Origin of the sequence: Pseudomaricurvus alkylphenolicus (assembly GCF_011683955.1) — a bacterium.
Taxonomy (GTDB): Bacteria; Pseudomonadota; Gammaproteobacteria; order Pseudomonadales; family Cellvibrionaceae; genus Pseudomaricurvus; species Pseudomaricurvus alkylphenolicus.
Map to the genome: position 1 here is coordinate 838,641 of NZ_JAAQPI010000001.1, position 22,505 is coordinate 861,145.

Below are 22,505 nucleotides of genomic sequence, written 5' to 3' on the forward strand. Positions count from 1 at the left end.
TTGAAAATGAAGCAGGGGTTTTCCGCACTCAGCTCTTAAACTTGCCTATGTTTCTTACGGTATTTTAGCGGTGTCTCGCCGACCAAACGCTTAAACGCCCGATCAAAGGCACTGGTATCAGAGTAACCCAATTTTGCGGCCAACTCAGTAATGCTGACCGATGTTTTAGAGAGGCTTTTCTTGGCGACGTTGATAACAATATCTTCACGCAAAACGTTGAACGTAGTACCACTTTCACTCAGCCGCCGATGCAATGTACGCCGACTCATACCAAGCTCCGTCGCCACAGTGTCCGCAGTCACTTCCACATTGCCCAAATTTGAAGAAATCAGTAGTCTAATACGATCCAGCAGAGAATCACTGTTTAACAGCGTTTCTGTGGATTGCAGGACTTGAGATTCGAGAAGCGCTAAAAGTTGGGGGTCAAAATCGTTGTTGGCGTACTCCTTCAGCTCTTTGGGAAAGCCTACGCCACTAAAGTAATGACCGAAAATTAACTCTCCTTTTAAAGGAAAGCTTTGTAAATCATCTTCATCAGGGACTGAATGCTCGAAGTAGATCCGAGTGGGCTGCCAGGCGTTGTCATTCAATACGGTGCGAAACATAAGCACATATTGAGCAAGTGTCATTTCAACAGACTGAGGACACAGCGATGGCGGAACATCCTTAATCTTAAAGGTAACAACACAGGTATCCTCTTCCTCCAGCAGAGAAATAGCCGATCCTGGAGCAATCAATGCCACATAGCGTTGCAGTAGGTCCAGAGCCCCCTCGATATTGGAGGCGTTACTTAACATATAGCTCAAGACTCCCAGTTCGCTGTTGCGACTGTCGAGCCCGAGAGTTAACCCTAAAAAGCGATTGTTGCTGATCTCAGCGGCTCGCTCCATCATCTGACAGTGCTTAAGCAGGCTGATACTGGCACCATCTGTATCCATCAGTTGTGGATCAAGCCCCAGCTCGGCATACAGCGAATCGGTATCGACTGCCATGCGCTGCAGCGCCAAGTGGAAACGGCGTATGTTTGGTTTTTGCAACGGATTATGGCGACTTCGCATAAGTGAATTCCTCCCGGAAAACCAACTGGATGGCTGTCAACTCGGCGTGACACATATTATCAATTTTCAGGCTCGATATGCAAAGCAGGGATAGGCTCTTTCCGATAAGATAGTTGTTCTAGAGTTGAGTTTTCACCGTTGAAGCGAGCTTAAAGTGGGAAAATTCATGAACTTATCTCACATTGATTAAGAATGTTCTCAATGCTTTAACCGACTTTCCGCTTACAAAATATTATCCGACGGACGCCATTCGAAATTATGACAGTATTGCTAGAACAGCTGAAACAACCTCGCTTCTTGAAACTTCTGATTTTTGTTACAGTTCCACTGATCGCTATTTCTAAGTGGGCGGTATCATATTGGGGGTTAGAGCTTCTTGACGGCATCAGTGATCCCAATGCCGCCCGAACCCTACTAGGAAAACTAAGCCCGGAGCAGAACCAAGGCCATATTTGGTTTACAGCAACACTGGATGTAATACTTCCTTGCGCTGCTGCCGGACTCTTCGCCAGCGCGACCTTAAATGCCTTCGGAAAGTACGCCTTGTACCTTGCTGTTATTCCGCTCTTTGCAATCCCAATTGATCTTTCCGAGGGGGTTATTCAGGTACTGGCCTTAACAGATACGGCAGACTTACTCGCGATTAAGGCTTATACCACTCCAGTTAAAGAGATGATATATCACCTTGGTTTTTTATTGGCACTGGTTGGACTGGCAAAGATGCTACTTCTAAGAATGAAGAACTAATTGAATTTGAAAGGCTTACTCAATGACGTTGTTATTGGATGCCAGATAGTTCTCAAAGCTTTGTGCATCCGGCTTACCATCCACCTAATACAGATAGGAAGCGCATGGCACAACAGAGACGTTGCCAACCCAGTCACGGTACCCGATACAGCAGGGCAGGTTATCGAACCTGCAGCTCCGCCACCTCGCTTTCTTTCCAACCGTAGCGCACCGCTTTGCCCTCCAACTTTTCATCGTCTTTCAACCGCAGCGGCCCGGTATAAAGCTGCCAATCGCCACCGTTTGTCCGATAACCAATAGAAGCACCTTCTGTCGCACTGATGAGGCTCACACGCTCACCCAACACACGAAACTCAGGTGCCTGGGTCACCGGTTGAATTTCATCCGGCCAGGAGCGCTGTGCCAGCTGGGTCTCGTCATCGTCGCTGAGGTCGGGTACACGGGCACGATGCTTTTCATAAGCTGAACGCAATCTTTCCAGCTCGGCGGTGTATTTGGGGTCGTTCGCCAGGTTGTTGATCTCGTGGGGGTCTTCCCGGGTATCAAACAACATCTCCTCAGACCGTGGCTGAAACCACTGCCGCTGAACCTCGTTGAGTTGCCCCGCTTCCAGCAGGCGCCAGAGTTCCTGCATGGTGCCTATGTTGTCGCGATAGGCCAGATGGAAACCACCAGGCTGCAAGTTATAGCTGCGGATGTATTTAAAGCGCTGGTCCCTCACGGCTCGTTGACGGTCGGCAAAGCCACCGATTCGATCCCGCGCCGCGAAAATATATTCGCGCGGCTCAACCGAGGAGGCTCCGGCAAAGGGTTGACCGTGAACATAGTCGGGAACAGACACTCCCGCTAATGTCAGTAATGTGGGCGCCAGGTCCACCAGGCTGATCATGCGTTCGTCAACGCCTCCCGGTGCAACACCCTGAGGGCGGTATTTCTCCGGCCAACGAATCACCATGGGTACCTTGATGCCAGAGTCGTAAAGCTCTCTCTTGGCTCTGGGTAATCCGTCACCGTGATCCGTGGTCCAGATCACGATGGTATTGTCGGCCAGGCCGCTTTTTTCCAGTTGTGCGAGGACCTCGCCCACCTGCCGATCCACTGTGATCAGGTTGTTGTACTGTCGGGCAATGTCCTTGCGCACTTTAGGCGTGTCGGGGTAGTAAGGGGGTACGTCCACCTGCTGAGGTAACACCTGGTCTTCAGTGTCCCAGTGGATGGAAATCTGTTTTAGTTGTGTATAGAGCTGAGCAATACTCTTAGGGAAGGCGTCCTTCGCGAATATGCCGCTCTCGTGTGTACCGAGAAAGTTCACGTATCCAAAAAAGGGCTGGTCAGAAGGGAGTTTTTCAAATTGCACGTTACCTCCGGAATCGGAATCCCACAGAGAAAACGGACCACTGCCGGAACGCACATGACTGAACTGATAATCGAGTTTGCGGCGATTGAAGGTGTAGTAACCCCGTGCTCTTAACAACTCTGGAAACGCCTTAACCTGTGGTGGTGGCACGGCGTAGTACTTTGCCGGGCCTTCTGAATAGGAGCGCATGTGCTGGGCGCCGATACTTTCCTGGTGCATACCGGAAATAATCGCCGCACGACTGGGAGCACAAACACCCGCAGCGGTATAGGTGTTTAGGTAGCGCACGCCTTGCTGCGCCAGGCGGTCGATATTGGGCGTCACCGCCACGTTATCGCCGAAGGCGCCGATTCTTGGGCCGAGGTCTTCAGCCATCAACAGGAGAAAGTTGGGCCGTTCATCTGCCGCTGCTACTAAAGGCAGCGCGATCATTGCGACCATCAACCAGTACTTCATACTTCGCCTCTCAACATAGAGTTTGTCTCTCCATGGCTTTGTCTTGATTGATGTTTCTCGGGGCGTCGGATGGACTTTCTCCATCGTAGCACTCCCCACAACATCAGGATCAACACAAGAAAGGTAAAGACTGATTTAATAACTATGGAAATCAACAACTGAATGTAGGGGCCTCGGTCCATATTTTTGCCGGTGACTTTGGCCTCCGGCAGCACGCCCAAAGAGGCTTTAAACTCTCTAATTTCGGCCAGCATTTGTTCAACCCGTTGCGGGTTATCCTCGGCGAGATTATTGCGTTCCTGCGGGTCCTTCTTCAGGTTAAACAACAGCATATCGTGACCGCGGGACAAGCCTGAATTAAACACCGACAACCAGCCAACCATGCCCTTAAAGGGCAATTTCAGTTTCCATTCGCCGCTGCGATAAGCTCGCAGTTCACCTTTCATATAGTAGAACAGCTCCTGTGCTTCCCGTTCGCCATTGCCGGTCAGTAATCCGGTGATGTCCTTGCCGTCGATCACTCGATCACTGGGCACACTGGCTCCGCTGAGTCTGGCAAAGGTTGGGAGCCAGTCCATCATGGTGGCCATGCCCGCCGGCCGGGTTTGGCCGGCGATGGTGCCCGGCCAATAGGCAACAGTGGGTACGCGCATGCCCCCCTCAAAAGTGTATTGTTTGCCCATGCGCAGCTCACCGGCGGAACCACCGTGATCACCCATCAATAACCAAGGGCCGTTGTCGCTGGTAAAGATCACCAGTGTGTTTTGCGCCAGCCCCAAGGACTCCAGTTTGGACAGTACTTCGCCCACACTCCAATCCAACTCTTCAACAACGTCGCCGTAGAGACCGCCTTTTGATTTTCCTTCAAACTCCGGAGACGCGTACAGCGGCACATGGGGCATATTGTGAGCGAGGTACAAAAAGAAAGGTTGTTGGCGATGTTTGTCGATAAATTTCAGCGCCTCTTCGGTGTAGGTTCGCGTCATATAACGCTGGTCAATATCCTTATAGGTGACTTTGCGATCACGAAAATAATAAAGCCCACCCATATCATTGCTGTAGGGAACGCCGAAGAACTCATCAAAGCCCTGGTTCCAGGGCATGTATTGGTCGTGGTGGCCAAGGTGCCATTTACCCACTAACCCGGTTACATAACCCACGTCTTTCAACATTTCGGCAATGGTCACCTCTTCGGGGTCCATGCCCTGAAAGCTTTCCGGGTAAAAAACTTCGTGAATGCCCTGGCGGATGGGATAGCGCCCGGTCAGTAGTGCCGCACGGGAAGGGGTACAAACCGGAGAGGCCGAATAAAACTGATCGAACTTGGCGCCCTGGGCCGCCATGCGATCAATATTGGGAGTCTTGATGGTTTTGGAACCGTAACTGCCGATATCGCCGTAACCCAGGTCATCGGCGAAAATGACGATGATGTTGGGGCGGCTGGAGGCCAGGTGAGTCTGCGAAGACGCAGTCATTCCCGCGCTGTGAACAATAGTAGTAAACAACGCGATCAGTAAAAAGCCTGTTGTCTTCTGTAGCTGCAAAACCAATTCACGCAATACCATAAAACGTCGCAACTCCGGTTGTATCAGGTAATCAGTTCTACTTTGTCACGCCAAGGTGCCATTCAACGGTGGATTACGCCTGCGGCTAATCCACCCTACGCCTACGCTACGCTGAGAATTTCCTGGCATACCAAAGTAGACCATAGGTCTGTCCAAAAACACCCGTTTTTGGATGTGAACCATTCGGATGTACCAGCGCACGGCTCCTGTTATCAGGATAGTCGAATATCCCTTTATCAAGTGCCGTGCCTTCACTCCAAACTGGTTCTATTGAAAGTGATAACCCACGCTCAAGCGGTAGGTTGACGGTGCCTGCCACTGGACACGATCAACTCCTCCCAGGCTGGCATCGGCCACGTTAATATTGCTGGCCACTTCTGCATTTTCCAGATTCTGGAAGGCCAGGGTGGCGTACCAGAGTTCATCGGCGCTGTTAAAGGTCAGACTGACGTCGGTTTTGTGGTAACTGTCCTGAAAATCCCGATCTTCCCGGTTATAGGCACTGAAGAAGACTTCATCTGACCAGTAGTAGTTAACGCTGGTGGTTAGTGTGCCCCAGGGAATCATCCAGGTGTAAGCTGCCCCCAGGTTGGCGGTAAAGTCCGGCGAGCGCGCCAGATCATTACCGGCGAGATCCAGCGGCGTGCTGCGGGGAATATTGTCCAGGGGATCATCGTCGAAGTACTCGTCGAACTTGGCGCTGGTCCAGGCCAGAGCGGCATTCAGTTCCAGGTTTTGAGTGGGCCGTGCAAGAAGTTCCAGCTCGACGCCTTTGATTTCTGCCTCACCGGCATTGGTCACAATACTGGCCAGATCGCGAATGGTGCGCAGCTGCATGTCTGTGTATTCATAGTAATAGGCACTGACGTTGGCCTGCAGTTTATTGTCAAAGAAGCGGTTTTTGGAACCGACTTCCCACGCCAGAATCTCTTCTTCGTCGTAGGATTCGCCGTTGTTGATTTGCAGAAAGCCCCCGGACTTAAAACCGGTGGAGACCGATGCATAGACCATATTGTCCTCGGCCACCTGCCAGTCGACACCCAGCTTCCAGGTCACGCTGCTCCAGCTGTCTTCTTTCTCAAAGGTCTCCAGTACAGGGCTGGCAAATTCCTTGCGGGAAATTTCAGCATACTTTTCATCTTTACTGTAACGGAGGCCGCCTGTGAGCTTCAGATCCTCGGTCAGGTGGTAAGAAGCCTGACCGAAAACGCCGATGGAATCGCTTTCTATGCGACTGGCGTTACCAAAGTAGGTGGGCTGTGACAGCCCCACATCGATGGATGGAAAAATATGCACAGGAAACACCGGATGTCGAAGAGAGCTCAACCCCGCACCTTGGTCGTTCAGCCAATAGTCCACGTCGGATTCTTCGCTCAGCCAATAGAGACCCGCAACCCACTCCCAATCTCCTGCGTCGGTCGAACTCAGTTGCAATTCCTGTGAATATTGCTTGCTGCTTTGATAGCGGTTTTCGTTGAGGATATCGGCGTCCGAGAAGTCTCCATCGGCGATTGAATCAATGGTGTTCTCCTGCCAGGCGGTGATCGACTTGAGCGCCACGGCACCCAGGTTCCAGTCCAAGGTCAGGGAGGTGCCTTTGCGTTCATTGTCTCGGTCAGCAATGCCATTGGTACGCACTTCCCAGGGATCTTCAGGATTTGGGGTCGCTGTCGGATAGTACAGGTTCATAAACTTGTTGAAGCCCGTCGGCATCGGATAGTCACCCAATGCCTTGTTGCCCTCACCGGCGCCCTTCTCGGTGGAATAGTTTACACTTAACAGGATTTCGAGGTCTTCGGTTGGCAGATACAACAACTGCGTGCGAATATTGAGGCCGTCGCGATCTTCCAGATCGTCGGCTCCCGGAGTCAGGTTTTCATAGTAACCGTCGCGGGTTTCCCGTTGACCACTGATGCGCAGTAACAGTTGGTCTTCAATCAACGGCGTATTCAACACGCCTCTGACGCGACGCTGGTTGTAGTCGCCGATCTGAAGCTCCACTTTACCACCCAGGGCATCTTCCGGGCGCTTTGAAATCAGGTTGACAGAACCGCCAGTGGCGTTACGACCATACAGTGTTCCCTGGGGACCTCTTAAGACCTCCACTCGCTCCAGGTCGTAGAACAATTGAGAGCCCGCACTGGCACGAGCCTGGTAGACGCCATCAATATGAAAAGCCACACCCGGGTCACCTGTCACGGTGGTTTGCTCGGTACCTATACCCCGCACGGTAATACGCGAGTTAGCGCCGGACTGTGAGAAATGCATGCCGGGGATTGAGGCCATCAGAGATTCTGTGTCAGTGATGCCTCTTTCATCCAGTTGATCACCGCTGATGGCGGAAATGGATGCTGCGATATCCTGGACGCTCTCAGCACGTTTCTGTGCGGTAACCACTATTTCTTCCAGGGCGAAATCGTCAGCGGCATGAGTATTCGCAACCAGGCACAAACCGGAAATGGCTGTCGCCGCCGCCACTGAAATCGCAAGTTGAGACTTTTTGATTATGTTCATGGAACTCTCTCTTTGGGCTTGATTATTGATAACTTCTAGTGTTCTACACTATCAGCTTGGCCCGACACTTCGAATGGAGAAAAAAATTGAGGATATGGAGATTATTAAACCCTCCGATCCTACGTAAATAAAAAACGGTAACCCTGCAAAAAACCCTGAAACATAAAGATATCGAGGCCGGTGAGCATCCAGCCTAGCCACTCCAGAGCGCAGAGTAATAGCATCGGCAACAGGAAATAACCACTGACTCCCCAGGAGCAGGATTGCTCTTTGTTACCTAGAAGATAATACAATTCACAGCACAGATGCGCCGCGCCCATGACTAAAAACATAAGTGCATAATAAAACAGATAAAACCCTTGCAAACCGGCATATATACCCGCAGCCAAACCGAAAATCTGACCCGCCATCCAGATCTCCTTCAGATGCCAGAGCACTGGCAAGAGCAGACCAATTTTGGTCGCTTGCAGGGGAGAACTGCCCTTCATTCTGGCGCCGATATAGGAAACACCTGCACCGAGAATAATGCAGCCGAACAGAATCACACCAGCGGTATTTCTCAAGATGACAGGCAGGGCCAGGCCAAAGTCGTAAACCAGCGTCATTACAATGGCCGTCACCAGCAAGACCATGGCCGTGCGCCATTGCGGTTGAATCAACGTGTTAAGCATGTGCATGTCTGGTCTTTACTCCACTGAAGCCACGGCAGCAGGTGCCTGGCGAGTATGAGTTTGCGCCGCTTGCTGCTGCTGAAGCTGGAGCTGCTGTCGTAGCCTGGCTTGCACCGCGGCGTGCGCGGGATCGTCGATCAAGTTGTGCTGCTCCCTGGGATCGCTTTGCAGATCGAATAGCTCATCGCGTTTACCCCTCTCATAGTCAATCAGTTTATAGCGCTGGGTTCTTAGGGCAGTCTGCGCGGGTACCGGGTAGGGAAAGTCTTCGAAGTAACGGTACATCCAGGCGTCACGGAATTCACCCGGTAGCTTTTGGTCTCCTGATTCTCTGGACTGTAATAATGGCAACACACTCTTACCCTGCATATGACCGGGAATCTTGAGACCCGCGACGTCCAGCAAGGTAGGCGCCAGATCCAGATTCAGGATCATTTCACTGGAACGTTGACCCGGCCGATAACCGGCTCCGGGGTATCGCACCACAAAGGGCACCCGCATGGATTCCTCGTAGGCCCAGCGTTTATCTATCAAACGGTGTTCGCCCCACATGTAACCATTATCAGCGGCGTAGATCAGCAGGGTATTCTCGGCCAGACCCAGCTCGTCGAGCTTGTCCATCAAGCGGCCAATTTGCTGGTCCATAGCCGTCGCCGTCTCGGCGTAGTCTTTGATTTTCTCTTCCAGTGAACTCCATAGAAAATGCTTGAAATTGCCATCGGCCAGCGCTAACCAGGAATCAGCCTCAGAGGGTAATCTGATCTCTTGGTCATCGTAGCGCCCCGCGGCCTCTTCGTCCGGCTGCATCGATAAGTGCACGGCCTTGTGGGAGAGATAGAGCGCAAACGGTTTGTCTTGATTGTCCTCTACATATTGCATGGCAAAGTTGGTCAGGTCGTCGGTGATATAGCCATTGACTTTTGCGCCAGGCACGGGAGTCTCTCCAGCCTTGAGCGCCTTGCCGTTCACAATATAAGGCGTGTTGTAGTAGGCACCCTGCCCGCCCATATGATCAAAGGTCACGAATAAATCCATGCCCCTGAGCCTGGGTATCGCTCCCGGCATATGCCATTTGCCAATAAAGGCCGTGTGGTAACCGGCCTGTTTGAGGTATTCGAAATAGGTGATATTGGCGTTGTCCCAGGGGGTAAAGTTGTTCTTCACCCCGTGCTGTTCGGGGTATTGCCCGGTAAGAAAACTGGCTCGCGAAGGGCTGCAAAGCGATGAGGTGACAAAGGCGTTTTCGAACAACACCCCTTCTTTGGCAATACGATCGATATTGGGGGTTTCCACAAACGGGTGCCCCATGGCGCCGAGGAAATCCCAGCGGTGGTCATCCGCCAGGATAAAGACGATATTGGGCAAACGTTTGGGTTTCGGCGTCAGTTCACCCTCAGCCGACGTGCTAGCCCATGCCCAGCACAACAGGCTGAGCATGGTTAAAAACGAAACCGTTTTTCTCATTGGTTGAGTACCGCCAGGATTTGGTTGAGGTCGTCCTCGCTAACCTGCCCTTTCGAGAATTGAACGATGTTCTTGATGGGCATATCCAGGATCAGTGCTTTCATGGTTAGCCCTACCTTCATGTTCTGGACCTCCTGCACGCCTGAGAGCTCGGTTTTTTCACTGTTACTTGGCGATTTTTTCACAAAGTCACCCGCGAGATTTCGAATCATGTCATCAATGATCTTCATGCCGATTGGATGGGTCTGTACTTCCTTGACCAGGGAATAGCGGGTAAATCTTGCCTTGGGCGGATCGATCACATTCAGTGACAAATGATCCTCCAGCGGCAGATGACGCGAAGAGTTACCCACGCGGATGGAAAACTTACCCGATTCCGTCACCCACTCTTTATGGCGAGCGCTGTAGAACGCAAAGTCTCGATTCGAGAGTTCAAACGTCACTTGCTTTTCCTCCCCGGGCTGCAGGAAAACTTTCTTAAAGTGCTTCAGCTCCTTTTCCGGGCGACCCACCGATGAGGCTTCGTCGCTGACATACAGCTGCACCACTTCGTGCCCTGCGACCTTACCGGTATTCTTGACCGTAACCCCCACAGTGACCTGTTCTTCCTCGGTAATCTGTTCCTGGCTGAGGATCAGATCTTCAAAGGTGAAGGTGCTGTAGGACAGCCCGTAACCAAACGGAAATTGAGGCTCTATGCGCTTTTTGTCGTAGTAGCGATAGCCTACGAATACTCCCTCATTATAGTAGGTCTTGCCCTCTTCCCCGGCCCAGGCAATGTAGGTGGGGTTATCTTCGATGCGCTTGGGAAAGGTTTCTGCCAACTTGCCGGACGGATTTACTTTGCCGGTCAGGATGTCGGCCAGTGCCCTGCCACCGGCCTGTCCACCCAGGTAGGCTTCTACCACGCCATCGACGCGATCCAGCCAGGGCATGGACACCGGAGAGCCGTTTTGCAGTACCACCACAATATTGGGATTGACCGCAATCATTTCTTCCAGCAGCGCTCGATGACCCGGCGCTATGCCATAGGTGCGGCGATCAAAGCCCTCTGATTCCTCCAGGAAGGTCAGGCCCAGCACCACCACAACCTTGTCGGCTGACTTCGCCTGCTGACGGGCCTGCTCAATCAGCTCCGGGGTGGTTCGGCCCATCAGGTCATAGCCCGGAGCAAAACTGGCATCCAGATGGTCAATAAGATTATCTACCCGCGTTGGTGTCACCAGAGAGCTGCCGGCCCCTTGGTATCGGGGCACTTTGGCAAAGTTACCCACCACGGCCACCTTATCGCGCTTGGTCAGCGGCAGGATGGCATTGTTGTTTTTGAGCAAAACCGTACCTTCTGAGGCAACACGATAGGCCAGTTCATGGTGCTCGTCCTGATCGTAGCCCTGGTAGCGACCGCTGGCCTCCTCCAGGTCCAGAGTGATTTTGAGCAGGTCCCGAACCACATCGTTCAGTTCGGACTCGGGCAGTTCACCGCGATTTACTGCCTCGACGATCTTGCGGTCGTTGATACCCCCGTCCGCCGGCATCTGCAGATGCAGGCGAGCCCGAATCCCCTGTATACGGTCATCCACCGCGCCCCAGTCGGTGATGACCATACCCTCAAAGCCCCACTGCTCGCGCAGGACATCGTTAAGCAGGTACTCACTGTTGGAGGCATAGGTACCATTGATGCGGTTGTAGGCGCTCATCAGTGTGGTCGGCTGGGCTTCGCGCACGGCCATTTCAAAGGGGCGCAGGTAGATTTCGTGCAGGGCCCTGGGGCTTACTTCGGCGCTGATGGTCATGCGCTCGTGTTCCTGGTCGTTGACCGCATAGTGCTTGAGCGACACCCCCACGCCCTGGGACTGAACCCCTTGAATATAGGCGCTTGAGAATTTACCGGAGAGGATGGGATCCTCTGAAAAATACTCGAAGTTACGGCCACCCAAGGGGGAGCGCTTGATGTTGGTGCCGGGGCCCAACAGGATCTGCACGTCCTGGGCCTGAGATTCTTTACCCAGGGCCACTCCAACCTCGTGGGCCAGTTCGGTGTTCCAGGTGGATGCCAGGGTTACCGCCGGGGGGTAGCAGGTGGCGGGTTCGGCATCGCCAAACTGGCCACTTCTGGACTTGCGCACCCCGTGCGGGCCGTCGGTCATGGTGATGGAGGGAACCTGCAGACGTTCAATCGGTTTGGTCGTCCACATGGAGGCGCCGGAGGTGAGTGACGCTTTTTCTTCCAGTGTCATGGCCGACAGCAGCCGCTCAATTTTCTCTTCAGAGACCTCCGCATGGGTCATTTGAGTTACTGCCATAAGAACTCCCATCGCGATTGCTTTGGTCCGTGGTCGGTAGCCGGTCATGTCTTGTGTTCCTCAATAGCCTGATTCAAGTGGGCATCTATAGTTCGCCAATCATTGAGGTTATTGTCACAATCCGGGGGGATTTAATGAATGCAGGAAAATCACGAGTACATGGAGAAATTTATTACGTTGCATATGTCAGCAACGCATAACCAGAGGCCTTGTTATTATAAAAGCGGTATGAAAGTATGGACGCTCTGGCACTAGACTAGAAAGAGACCTAAAACGACACAATAGCTTGGGAATCGTTGTGGACATGACAGACCTGCAAACAGCCGCCAACATATACTGGCGCCTGATCAATGAACAAGCGGTCTCCAGGGACGAGTTTATTTTCTGCATCCGACTGGTATGGGGAGATCATAAGGGTAGCCCCTTTTACTCCTTGACCGCTGATCTGCCCGACACCATCATTTCACCCATTGGGCAACAACCCAAGCTCAGCCCTGTGACCGCTCGCTGGGAGGAACACTTCACCCGACCCGGAAACATTTCTGATGAGCAGGCCATTCACTTTGTCACCGAACTCTATGAAGGGCTGGAGGATGTCGAGCCACAACTCAAGCGGCGGGTTGCCCCGGGCATCACCCGTTGTACCCGTGGCACGGTCAGCGATTACGTGACCCGCCGTCCCAACGTCAAATTGGGCTGGACGCTGCAACTGACCACCGAAGGCAGTGGCCACTACAACTGTATCCGCTCGCAGGTGGTTAGCCGGCCGGGGGATCTGATCTTGTTATCCCCGGATGCACTCTATGACTATCACCGCGACGACAGCTGCGAAACCTGGGAGCACCAATGGGTGTACTTTGTGCTGGAGGACAGTTGGCTGGATTTGGTGCAGTGGCCAGAGGTTGGACCCAACATTTATCGGGCCAGTTGTTCCGGGGCAGACTATGAAAAGCTGAAAGTTCTGTTCGACGATATTCTCACGGCCAGATATGAAGATGTGGATTTATCGGAACGACTTTGCAGCAATCTGTTTGAGCAGATGCTGATCCGATGCCAGCAGTTCGCCCCTCGCAGTGGGCCCGCGAATGTGGATAAACGTATTCTCCAGGCGAAGGATTATATTACCCGCAACTTTAATAAATCGTTTTCCGTTAACTCGCTGGCCAGTGAGGTAGGGCTCTCTGTCGCCCGCCTGTCTTCACTGTTTAAGAAACATACCGGCACCACCATCGTCCGCTGGCGCGACGAACACCGCATGACACGGGCGTCTCAGCTGTTAACGCAAACCGATCAACCCGTCAGTCGTATCGCCGATATGGTGGGGTATAACGATGCGTTGTATTTTTCCCGTTGTTTTAACCAGCATACGGGGTGCAGCCCGATGGAGTACAGGAACAAGAAACGGCTGCCACATATGCAGGAACAACTGAGTGACTAGAACTTTCCTGTCGCCTTCAGGTGCCGGGCATAACCGCTGTCGCTGTGGTGTATATGGTTGATAAGCCAGTCATTGAGTTGTTTCAGTTCTTTGTCGATTTCTCTCTTGCTTCCCACCTCGATTCGTTTTTGATGTTCACGTAATTCGGTAATCAGTTTGCGGTGTTCGGATTTGTGCTCATCGGAGTTAGGGTAGTCGTAGGAATCAAACAGGTTTTCTTCCCAACCAAAGTGAATTTCTGTATATCGAATTAAGCTATCCAGCGATTTGGCAATGGCGGCGCTGTCTCGCCCTTTAGCCGACATGATGTGTACCTTGTTCATCATATCCACCATGGTTTTATGTTGCCGATCGGATTCGTCAATGCCCAGTTCGTAGTTGCTGTTCCATTGCAGCAGATGCAGGACCCTTTCCTCTTTGTTAAACAGATCTCGGTCGACATGGTAGTCAGAAATAATCAGGCGCATCTCCTTGGCCATCGCCGACAATCTGGAACCGCTTTCCGCCAATACCTGTGAACTGCGTGAGGCGTCATCCGATGCGCCGGCAATGGTAACAACACTGCGAGCAATCTCTTCCGAAGCATAGGACTGTTCCTCGGCACCGGAAGCAATCTGCAAGCTCATGTTGCTGATTTCGGAAACCGACTGGGCAATGGTAGACAAAGCCTGGCCGGCGGCCTGGGAATTCTCCACCGCTTGTGCCGTGTGATCACTACTGGCGCCCATGGCGGCGGAAACTTCATTGATACCACCCTGTATCAGCTCGATCATGTTTTGTATTTCCAGGGTGGAGTCTTGGGTGCGTGAGGCCAATGTGCGAACCTCATCGGCGACAACCGCAAAACCGCGCCCTTGCTCGCCTGCCCGCGCGGCCTCAATGGCCGCATTCAAAGCGAGTAAATTGGTCTGCTCGGCAATACCCCGAATCACATCCAGTATGCCGGTAATATTGCCGCTGTTTTCTTTCAGCGTTTCAACCACGGCAACCACTTCGTTGACATTGTTTGCCAGTGTATTGATCGCGGTAATGGTTTGCTGAACCACTTGGCTTCCGTTGTCGGCCTCACTGGTCGCTTGCTGCGCCGATACCGACGCCACTTCGGTGTTTCTGGCCACCTCTCTGACCGATTCGGTCATTTCGGTAACCGCACTCGAAGCCTGAGAAAGCTCCTGGGCCTGCACCGACATTCCAGCGGCGGAGTTTGTACTCTCGCTGGCGATTTCTTCCGCTACCCGGGAGATCTCCAGACTGGAGTCTTTAATGGACATGATGGAGCGGCGAATGCTGTCGGAAATCTCGTTAAAACTCTCTGCAATGGTCTTGAGTTCGTCGCGGGTGTTCAGGGCGATGTGGGTATCAAGCTTGCCATCACAGATGTCGTCCGCCGATGACTGTACCTGAATCAGATTCTTTTTGATGGCCAGGTAAATGCCAACAAAGATATAAATCAGAACCAGGGCAACTATGAACAACATGGCAAAATAGAAATTGATGTTGTCACGAGCCTTCTGTGCCTGATCGGCCATGCGCTGTTCCAGTGCGGGCTGAATGCTGTCGAACAATATCAACAGCGAACCGATGGCGTCACTACCGGTAGAAAAGAAACGAGTAGAATCCATATTGGCACTGCTCGCCTGCACGATTTCAGTGTTGGCGAGTTTGAGGAAACCATCGAGTTGACGTTCTGCATACTCGTAAGGTTCACGCAGCCTTGCCTCCAATTGGGGTGAAGCCGCAAACAGGTAGCGCATATCCTTCTTCAGCTTAAGTGCGGTACGCTGATCTGCCAGGCTGGCGATTTTGAGCTTGTTGTCTGTGGTCAATTCATCGGCTGCCAGTACCCCTGAGCCCTTGCCCCTCAGTACTCCCAGTGCTTCGACCTGATTGGGCAGGGTACTGAGCAAGCTGTTGATCATGTAGCTGTTTACCGGGTCGGGGTCTTGCCTCATGCGTCCCGTACGACCGATGGTGTCCATCAGATCGATAATGTCAGCAATCAGATGGGTGTAGCGGGCAAAAACATCAGCGGCTGGACGGTTGAATGCTGTGGCGGTAATAGAACCCCAACGATCCTGAAGTTCCAGGGGCAGACCCTGTGTGTTGAGAGCGTCGCCCAACTCCCGATCCACTTGAAGCAGACTGTCAAAGTCTTCGTTGACCATCTGGCGGCGAGACTGAATTTTAGCCTCGAATTGACTGGCACCGTTCAGGTAGGCGTTGGTCATTCCGCGCGTCTGGGCAACATGCTCAACCAGATTTCTCAAGGGGACGATATAACGCGAAGCGCTGATTTCATAGTCGGTGCGTTCAATCACCTGTGATCTGTCGGCGGCAAGAACCATAAAAAAGTAAGCCAGAGCCACTGCTGATAACAGAAACACCAATGCAAATTTCTGTTTGAAACTCAACCGGTTGGACAGATGAATAGCTGGTGTGAATAGCGCTTGCATTGGGCAATCCCCTACACTGAAGGGGTACAGACCCACCCCTTATTAGGTAGACGCAGTCCAGCTTGACCGCGACTTTGCCCAGTATAAGCGAGAGCTTCGATCACCGGAGAAGAGAGCCCTGATGTCTTGATCCAGGTCAATTTGCAGGCACGAGACCGTGTCCTGTCTAGCGCCGGTAATCCACATAGATGGGTGAGGACCATGCCCGCTGCCCCAACGGTGAGAGACAGTCGTCATTGGCGGAGGTACGATAATCCCCATAGCAGGGTTCGGTGGAAACCGCCTGGCCCTGTTGGTCAAAACTGGCCCTGAGATTGCCGCCGTTAACCGTGCCCACCGGTTCTTCGATCGCCCGCACATAGTACAAGGCGGATCTCTGCGAGTCTGTGAAGCTCTCGTCGGTGAATTCCACCGTGCAACCGCTTTGATCGGGTTCGCACTCGAACACCTGCCATTGATCCTCGATCAGCGGTGGTACCGATTCTTCTGCGCTCATCTGCGGCCGAATTCTGACCACCTCAATGCGATCGATTCGGTACCGTTGGTCGGAGGGATTATAACACTCTCCATCCGCCATTCTCTTCAAGCGGCGTTTGCTCAACGCAGTTACCACATAATCCGGGCACCCGGGGAGCTGTTTAAATGAGCCTTTGGCGCTTACCCGGAAACGAGGGTTTTGTGCAAGGCTTGTCTCACTACCCATGGGTAGCGTACCTTGTTCGGGAGCGTTCAAGAGATCGAACCATAGCAGGATGCGGTGGCCGCTGGTTCCGTACACCTCGCGGCGTTTTAGTGCGTCCCAAACCGCACTGCGGCTGCGGCCTTCTGCGTGCACTGCGGCAATACCGCCGGAGCTCATAAACGATGTCGTACGTTCAAATTCCGACGCAAAAATGCCAGCCTTCAGTGGCTCGATTTCTTCGGGAGACAGTGAATGAGCACCCGCGGCCGGCAGATCGGCGGTGGCTCTGTTCACGCTGGCCCAAAAGGGATCTGCAACGCCGTTGGAGTCGGTGGTGGTCAAACGCTGGCTCTGCTTAAAACCGTGCCCCGCCCTCGCTGAGTGAGTGTCAGTGGAGGCGACAAAACCCCAGCGGAATCTGCGCGGGCTTTGCGGCTCGGTAAAGTCCTGCAGCGCCAGACCATATTGCGCTGACTTGCGGGGTCGATAATTAAAGGCCGGCAGGAAAACATCACGCGCCTGGCCGGCGTCCAGCCACTCTTCCGGCTGACTGTCAGGCACGGTCATAAATCCATGGATGGTATCAACCTGAACAAAGTTGTGGCGGGCCCGTACCGCGCGCTGTTGGCATTCTTCTGCAGTCTGCCCTTCAGCCAGACAGCGCTGCTGAATGATATTGCCCGCCTGCCAACACGACGGCAAGTAATTTTCCTGTGGCTCAGGGCAGGTCCACTGTCCCTGCTCATCGCGTTTGCGCGATGCAAAATCCCGGAACACCTCGGAGTTGCCATGACCGGAGTAAACCTCGATCAGTTGGGTCGCTTGCGCTGAGAGTTTGCTCTTATGCAGTTGATGACGCCAGGTGGCACCGGGCGGGGTGTAAAAGCCCCAACTGGTGCCATGGGGTATCAACAGGTGGTCAAAGCCCCATTGTCTCAATCGACCGATAAGTTCATCGGGTGTGCTGACAGATTCGAAACAGTCCAGAGGCAGCTCGGTGGTGGGCGCACCCGGGTCACAGGGTGGGGTCGCGGCCATTAGCTCAACCCATTTGTTGTAAGCGGCATAGTAACCTTGGCGACGAGGGTCCAACAGTTTCAGAATGCCGGGTTGCTTGGATTCCTCCGATCGGGTGGCGATGGTTGACACACCGGCCCCACCGGCAGCGATGGGTCTTTTCGGCAACTGATCGAAAGCATCGCTTTGGAACAGCACATTGTGGTGGCCGTAGTGTTTGTCCGCGGTGGCTCCGACCTGCGTCCACTCCCAACCGATAAACGCCATCAGGTCCGGGGAATCTCCGGCCTGGCGATTGCACTGCTGTACGGATTCGATGGATTCCCGCCACTGCTGAGGTGTAAAACTCTCTGCGTGATCGGTCAGAAAGTAAAAGTCCAATTGAGAGACAAAGCGTGCGTAGTCGCAGGCGTAGGCGGGCGGAAACGCTCCCACGGCGCCGTGAATGACCGGCAGGCTGTACATAAAGGCGTCGGCGGAATTGGTGGTGTGGACGTGAGTGTCACCAAAGAGAATTTGCTTGGCGGAGTCTTCGGTCAGTTGGTTACCGGCCGTGTTTTCTGCCGTCGTTTCCTTAAAACGGGATTCATCGCGGGCATTGATCACTGCTGCCGGCAGACGCTGTTGCGTCACCTGTTGAGGCGTCAACGGCGTCTCACGCCACCACTGTTCCGGGTCGGGAGAGTAGGCAGGCAGCACCCGATAGAAACTGTCCGGCGCTTTTCCGGAAAATAACCAGACTGCCATGACGAGCAACAATAACATTGCCAGTACAACTGCGCCGCGAGTTTTTGTCATAAGAATACCATCGTTAAACCAGAGAGAAGCTGCGAGCAACGAACCAGTAGCAGCCGGTACCCACCAGTATTGCCGACAGCATTTGTGGGGCCATCTCTGTGACACTGAGAGACGCCACCTGCTTCAGCCAGTACCGCAGGCCCCACAGAGCCGACACAATCAATAACTGCCCGATTTCCACACCGATGTTAAAGCCGGCCAACGCTGGAACCAGATGCTGTTGTGGCAGCCCTACCTCGCTGAGCACGCCGGCGAAGCCAAACCCATGGATCAAACCAAAGCCGAGGGTCAGCGCCGGACGCAGCTTGATCGCCGTGTGCTTGTTTTCACAGAGCGGAAGGTGGGCCAGAACAAACATTGTCAGGCCCAGGGTCGTCAACAGAGGCAGTCCCCTGCCCCAGCCAAGGGAAACGACACCCAACAGAACTAATCCCGCGGCGAGCCAATAGCTGGTGACTTGGCTCGACCGGTGACCCGCGACAATATTTTCCAGCGCGACCAGGGCGATGGTAAAACCAATCAGGGCTTCCACCACCGATGCTTCTGGATTGACGATGCCTAAAGTTGCCAGGCCCAGGGTAATGCTGTGCCCGACAGTAAAACCAGTGACCATCCAGATCAGTTCTTTCAGGCTGCGAAGTAACAACATTAACGCCAGCAGAAAGACAATGTGATCCACCCCCAAAAAGATATGCTCCATACCCAGCGTAATGTACTGAGCAAAGGCCCGATACAAGGAGTCAACGGGGTTATCGCTAACGCCAATAGCGTGACTTCGACGACTTTCCGTGAAGAGGTATTGCTGGCTGTTTCCCGGTTGTTTCGCAACATTGGCGTAGTGAACGTGGGATGCCGCTACGGGAAAAAAGCTGTGGATTTCCAGCCTCAGGCCCTGTTCGGTCGGACAGGAAAAGGACCATTTCGCAGTCAGATAGCCGGGCTCTCCGGTTTGAACTTCAGGTTTGCCGGCGGCCTCACAGGGCTGTTCACCCGCAGCAACCAACAGGGTGCGTTGCAAGTGAGTCGCCAGTAATTCGTTCAAAGATGTCAGATTATTCTCAACTGGTGGCAGGCGGGTGACCTCTCTCGCCTTCACCGTAAACACCATCTCCAACTGTTGAGCATCCCATTGCCAGTGGGAAAAAGACTGGCTGCGGTTATGCGCCTGAGCACCCATGGCAAAACCAAGCAGGGCGATAAATGCCAGCAGGGAAGCCCCGGGCGAGCGTAGAGGATTGTTCATCTGTTCACCCATTCGATGCTGGCTTCGCTCCGGAGCTGCTCGATATAGTCACGCAACGCCTCATCCCGTCCCCCCAGTGCAACGCCGTCCATCTGGGATTTCACAATCTGGGCGCGCAGTTCTCGGTTTTTATTCAGTAACCCCGAGGACAAACCGTATTGGACCAGCAGCTCTTCCTCGATCAACCGTCTCAGCACCAGTTCTTTATCGGCATCGGTGATGGCATCGCGCTTTTCGCTCGCCAACATATTTAGAGCCCGTTCGAACTCTGCGCGCTCAATATCAGTGTCGTTGACTTGCGCCACCAGGTACTTGGGCAGTGGTTGCCAGTTCAACCACTGCAGCGCGCTGAGCAGACCCAGTAGCGAACCCACGCCTGCCCCCAGGGCCATCAGCATCATGGCTCGACCTTGTGTAGTCATGACGGAGGACCTTTGCGGCTGATGTTAACGAAGATAGGCGATGACCAGGCCCGCTGGCCTTTCATTGTTGTGCAGTCGTCGTCTCGGGGTGTTCTGTGATCACCAAAACAGGGATTGATTTTATCCACCTGGCCTTGGCTGTTGCGGCTCGCTCGCAGGTTGTCCCCATTGACCGTCGGGCTGGGTTCTTCGATGGCGCGCACGTAATAGACCGCATCTCGATCCGCACTCAGAAAATCATCATCGCTGAATTCAACACTGCATGTTGATGAGTTCGAATCGCAGGGGAATACCTTCCAGGTATCCTCCACCAGTTTCTGCACGGCTTCTCCAGCATAAGCCTGTGGCCGAATACGGATCACCTCAATGCGATCGACCCGATAGCGCTCATCACCAGGGTTATAACACTCCCCCTGAGCCAGCTTTTGCAGTTTTTTGGCTTCGAGGTTTTGCAACACATAGTCAGGACAACCGGGCAGTTGTTTGAGAGAACCCACCGCCGTCACCCGAAAACGGGGGTTCTTGGCCATGGATACCTGGCTACCCATCGGCAGGCTGTCATCACCCGCGTTAACCAGATCGAACCAGAGCAGCAATCGGTGACCACTGGTTCCGTATACTTCGCGGCGTTTAAGCGCATCCCAGATAGCGCTGCGGTCTCGACCTTCCGCGTGTACCGCTACCACGCCGCCGGCCGTCAGAAAAGACATTTTGCGCTCCTGCTCGGACACCGAGTCGCCGCTGTATCCTTCCAGCTTAAGCAATGAACGTGAATGAGGCTCCGGCGCCTCCTTGCCCCTGCCATAGATCAACCACTGCCAAAAGGGTGTTTTACCGCCGCGCATGCCCGCATCGCTGGTGCCGATGCGCGGAAACTGCTTAAACCCATTACCCGGTCGCGCAAAGTGGGTATCGCTGGACCCGATAAATCCCCAGGTAAAGCGCAAGGGGTTTTCGGGGTCATCAAAATTGGTCAACGCCAGACCATACTGGGCGGATTTTTTGGCAACGTAGTTAAAAGCCGGCAAGAACACATCCCGTGCCTGGCCGGCATCGAGCCATTCCTCAACACTGGTGCCCGGTACACTCAGCCATCCGGAGGTATTCTCCACTTCCAGATAATGTTCTCTGGCCAGTTCGGCCCGGGTCTGGCATTGCGCGTCCGATTCACCGGCGAGCAGACAGCGGTTTTTAATGATTTCGCCGGCCTGCCAACAGCTGGGCAGATAGTTTTCCTGGGGCGGTGGGCAAAAGAGGTTGCCCTGTTGATCCCAATCCCGCGCCCGATAATCCCGGTAAACTTCGGAGCTGCCGTGGCCGGAGTACACTTCGATCAATCGCCCCTTATCGGCGTCGTAGTGTTCTGCGGTTAACTGATGCTCCCAACTTGCACCCGGCGGCGTATAGATACCCCAGCTGGAACCGTGAGGTACCACCAGAGTATCAAACCCCCATTGGTCGAGCTTTTGATAAAGTTCGCCTGTCGTCGCGGCGGTCTCGTAGCATAAATCAGGCAGCCGAGGGCTGGGAACATCCAGCGCGCAGTCGGGAATGTCTTTCAGTTCCTGCAGATAACGGCTCAGGCCTTGGTAATAGGTTTGGTTGCCACCGTCGAGCCACTTCAGTGCCCCCACCATGCCTTTGGCGCCGGCGGATGATCTCAGACCACGAGTCCCCAAGCCGGCCGCTCCAATCGGGCGTGTCGGCAGCCTCGAAGCATCAACATCGCGATACAGAATATTGTGATGGCCAAAGTGTTCATCCGGATTATTGCCGATCTGCGACCACTCAAAGCCGATAAACGCCACCAGATCCGGGTTGGCCGGATCGCCAGACAGGGTATTGCACAGGCGCACAGCTTCCTGGGCATCGCGCCAGCGTTGCGGCGTATAGCTCTCCGCGTGGTCAGTAAGAAAGAAGAAATCCAGCTGCGACACATAGCGGGCGTAGTCGCAGGCCGCCGCGGGCGGATAAGCGCCTTTGCTGCCGTTCATGATGGGCAAGGAGAACATAAAAGCGTCCAGCGACCAGGTGGTGTGCACGTGAGTGTCGCCGAACAGAATCTGCTTGCCCGTTTCGGCGTGCAGGGTGTCGGCGTCCATCTGTCGCTGCCGTCGATCGGTAATTTCCTCAACAGGCGTAACTACCGCAACGGGTTCACCGGCGTCCAGTGGATCCTGTTGATAGTAGCCTTGCGGATCCGGTATGCGTACCCAGGAGAAATAAACCGCGACCAGGAGCACAATCAACACAAGGCCAATCCAACCACCGATCTTCCACCACGGATAGCCACCCGTTTTTTTGCTTGTCATAGGTG

14 protein-coding genes are annotated in these 22,505 nt (G+C 53.7%); 2 read left to right on the forward strand and 12 right to left on the reverse strand.

Going from position 1 to position 22,505, the window contains the following annotated elements; all coding sequences use genetic code 11:
- Window positions 1–35: 35 nt before the first annotated feature.
- On the reverse strand, window positions 36–1,058 hold the full coding sequence (locus HBA55_RS03305) for an AraC family transcriptional regulator (RefSeq protein WP_166986998.1): 1,023 nt from the start codon (window positions 1,056–1,058) through the stop codon (window positions 36–38).
- A 258-nt stretch (window positions 1,059–1,316) separates the two neighbouring features.
- Here HBA55_RS03305 and HBA55_RS03310 point away from each other — a divergent pair, with 258 nt between their 5' ends.
- A complete protein-coding gene (locus HBA55_RS03310; protein ID WP_166987001.1) occupies window positions 1,317–1,805 on the forward strand; it encodes a hypothetical protein in 489 nt (162 codons plus the stop codon).
- A 160-nt stretch (window positions 1,806–1,965) separates the two neighbouring features.
- Here the strand turns inward: HBA55_RS03310 and HBA55_RS03315 are convergent, their stop codons facing one another.
- From HBA55_RS03315 to HBA55_RS03340, 6 genes are all read right to left on the reverse strand, one after another.
- Window positions 1,966–3,618, reverse strand: a complete 1,653-nt coding sequence (locus tag HBA55_RS03315) for a sulfatase family protein (protein WP_166987004.1) — start codon at window positions 3,616–3,618, stop codon at window positions 1,966–1,968.
- Window positions 3,615–5,183 carry a sulfatase family protein gene (locus tag HBA55_RS03320; RefSeq protein ID WP_166987007.1) on the reverse strand — a complete coding sequence of 523 codons (1,569 nt, stop codon included), beginning with the start codon at window positions 5,181–5,183 and terminating at the stop codon, window positions 3,615–3,617. Before HBA55_RS03320 ends, HBA55_RS03315 begins: the two co-directional genes overlap by 4 nt.
- A 267-nt stretch (window positions 5,184–5,450) precedes the next feature.
- Window positions 5,451–7,697: a TonB-dependent receptor gene (locus HBA55_RS37740; protein ID WP_166987010.1), complete on the reverse strand. Its 2,247-nt coding sequence runs from the start codon at window positions 7,695–7,697 to the stop codon at window positions 5,451–5,453.
- Window positions 7,698–7,816: 119 nt separating this feature from the next.
- Complete coding sequence (locus HBA55_RS03330; protein ID WP_166987013.1) at window positions 7,817–8,374, reverse strand: hypothetical protein; 558 nt, start codon at window positions 8,372–8,374, stop codon at window positions 7,817–7,819.
- A gap of 9 nt (window positions 8,375–8,383) precedes the next feature.
- Window positions 8,384–9,832 carry a sulfatase family protein gene (locus HBA55_RS03335; RefSeq protein WP_166987016.1) on the reverse strand — a complete coding sequence of 483 codons (1,449 nt, stop codon included), beginning with the start codon at window positions 9,830–9,832 and terminating at the stop codon, window positions 8,384–8,386.
- Window positions 9,829–12,135, reverse strand: a complete 2,307-nt coding sequence (locus HBA55_RS03340) for a glycoside hydrolase family 3 C-terminal domain-containing protein (protein WP_206019497.1) — start codon at window positions 12,133–12,135, stop codon at window positions 9,829–9,831. The genes HBA55_RS03335 and HBA55_RS03340 overlap by 4 nt, the downstream gene beginning before the upstream one ends.
- 304 nt (window positions 12,136–12,439) lie before the next feature.
- Here HBA55_RS03340 and araC point away from each other — a divergent pair, with 304 nt between their 5' ends.
- Window positions 12,440–13,573: an arabinose operon transcriptional regulator AraC gene (gene araC / locus HBA55_RS03345; RefSeq protein ID WP_166987019.1), complete on the forward strand. Its 1,134-nt coding sequence runs from the start codon at window positions 12,440–12,442 to the stop codon at window positions 13,571–13,573.
- Here the strand turns inward: araC and HBA55_RS03350 are convergent.
- From HBA55_RS03350 to HBA55_RS03370, 5 genes are all read right to left on the reverse strand, one after another.
- On the reverse strand, window positions 13,570–16,026 hold the full coding sequence (locus HBA55_RS03350) for a bacteriohemerythrin (RefSeq protein ID WP_166987022.1): 2,457 nt from the start codon (window positions 16,024–16,026) through the stop codon (window positions 13,570–13,572). The genes araC and HBA55_RS03350 overlap by 4 nt on opposite strands.
- Window positions 16,027–16,192: 166 nt before the next feature.
- A complete protein-coding gene (locus tag HBA55_RS03355) occupies window positions 16,193–18,523 on the reverse strand; it encodes a DUF3604 domain-containing protein (RefSeq protein WP_166987025.1) in 2,331 nt (776 codons plus the stop codon).
- Between the two features lie 13 nt (window positions 18,524–18,536).
- On the reverse strand, window positions 18,537–19,766 hold the full coding sequence (locus HBA55_RS03360) for a HupE/UreJ family protein (RefSeq protein WP_166987028.1): 1,230 nt from the start codon (window positions 19,764–19,766) through the stop codon (window positions 18,537–18,539).
- Window positions 19,763–20,188: a SurA N-terminal domain-containing protein gene (locus tag HBA55_RS03365; RefSeq protein WP_166987031.1), complete on the reverse strand. Its 426-nt coding sequence runs from the start codon at window positions 20,186–20,188 to the stop codon at window positions 19,763–19,765. The genes HBA55_RS03360 and HBA55_RS03365 overlap by 4 nt, the downstream gene beginning before the upstream one ends.
- Window positions 20,185–22,500 (reverse strand): DUF3604 domain-containing protein, encoded by a 2,316-nt coding sequence (locus tag HBA55_RS03370; protein ID WP_166987033.1) that lies wholly within the window; start codon window positions 22,498–22,500, stop codon window positions 20,185–20,187. Before HBA55_RS03370 ends, HBA55_RS03365 begins: the two co-directional genes overlap by 4 nt.
- Window positions 22,501–22,505 lie beyond the last annotated feature (5 nt).

Excerpts from the sequence above, each read along its gene's own strand:
- HBA55_RS03305 (WP_166986998.1), bottom strand. The coding sequence starts at position 1,058 with ATGCGAAGTCGCCATAATCCGTTGCAAAAACCAAACATACGCCGTTTC.
- HBA55_RS03310 (WP_166987001.1), top strand. The coding sequence starts at position 1,317 with ATGACAGTATTGCTAGAACAGCTGAAACAACCTCGCTTCTTGAAACTT.
- HBA55_RS03315 (WP_166987004.1), bottom strand. The coding sequence starts at position 3,618 with ATGAAGTACTGGTTGATGGTCGCAATGATCGCGCTGCCTTTAGTAGCA.
- HBA55_RS03320 (WP_166987007.1), bottom strand. The coding sequence starts at position 5,183 with ATGGTATTGCGTGAATTGGTTTTGCAGCTACAGAAGACAACAGGCTTT.
- HBA55_RS37740 (WP_166987010.1), bottom strand. The coding sequence starts at position 7,697 with ATGAACATAATCAAAAAGTCTCAACTTGCGATTTCAGTGGCGGCGGCG.
- HBA55_RS03330 (WP_166987013.1), bottom strand. The coding sequence starts at position 8,374 with ATGCACATGCTTAACACGTTGATTCAACCGCAATGGCGCACGGCCATG.
- HBA55_RS03335 (WP_166987016.1), bottom strand. The coding sequence starts at position 9,832 with ATGAGAAAAACGGTTTCGTTTTTAACCATGCTCAGCCTGTTGTGCTGG.
- HBA55_RS03340 (WP_206019497.1), bottom strand. The coding sequence starts at position 12,135 with ATGGCAGTAACTCAAATGACCCATGCGGAGGTCTCTGAAGAGAAAATT.
- araC (WP_166987019.1), top strand. The coding sequence starts at position 12,440 with ATGACAGACCTGCAAACAGCCGCCAACATATACTGGCGCCTGATCAAT.
- HBA55_RS03350 (WP_166987022.1), bottom strand. The coding sequence starts at position 16,026 with ATGCAAGCGCTATTCACACCAGCTATTCATCTGTCCAACCGGTTGAGT.
- HBA55_RS03355 (WP_166987025.1), bottom strand. The coding sequence starts at position 18,523 with ATGACAAAAACTCGCGGCGCAGTTGTACTGGCAATGTTATTGTTGCTC.
- HBA55_RS03360 (WP_166987028.1), bottom strand. The coding sequence starts at position 19,766 with ATGAACAATCCTCTACGCTCGCCCGGGGCTTCCCTGCTGGCATTTATC.
- HBA55_RS03365 (WP_166987031.1), bottom strand. The coding sequence starts at position 20,188 with ATGACTACACAAGGTCGAGCCATGATGCTGATGGCCCTGGGGGCAGGC.
- HBA55_RS03370 (WP_166987033.1), bottom strand. The coding sequence starts at position 22,500 with ATGACAAGCAAAAAAACGGGTGGCTATCCGTGGTGGAAGATCGGTGGT.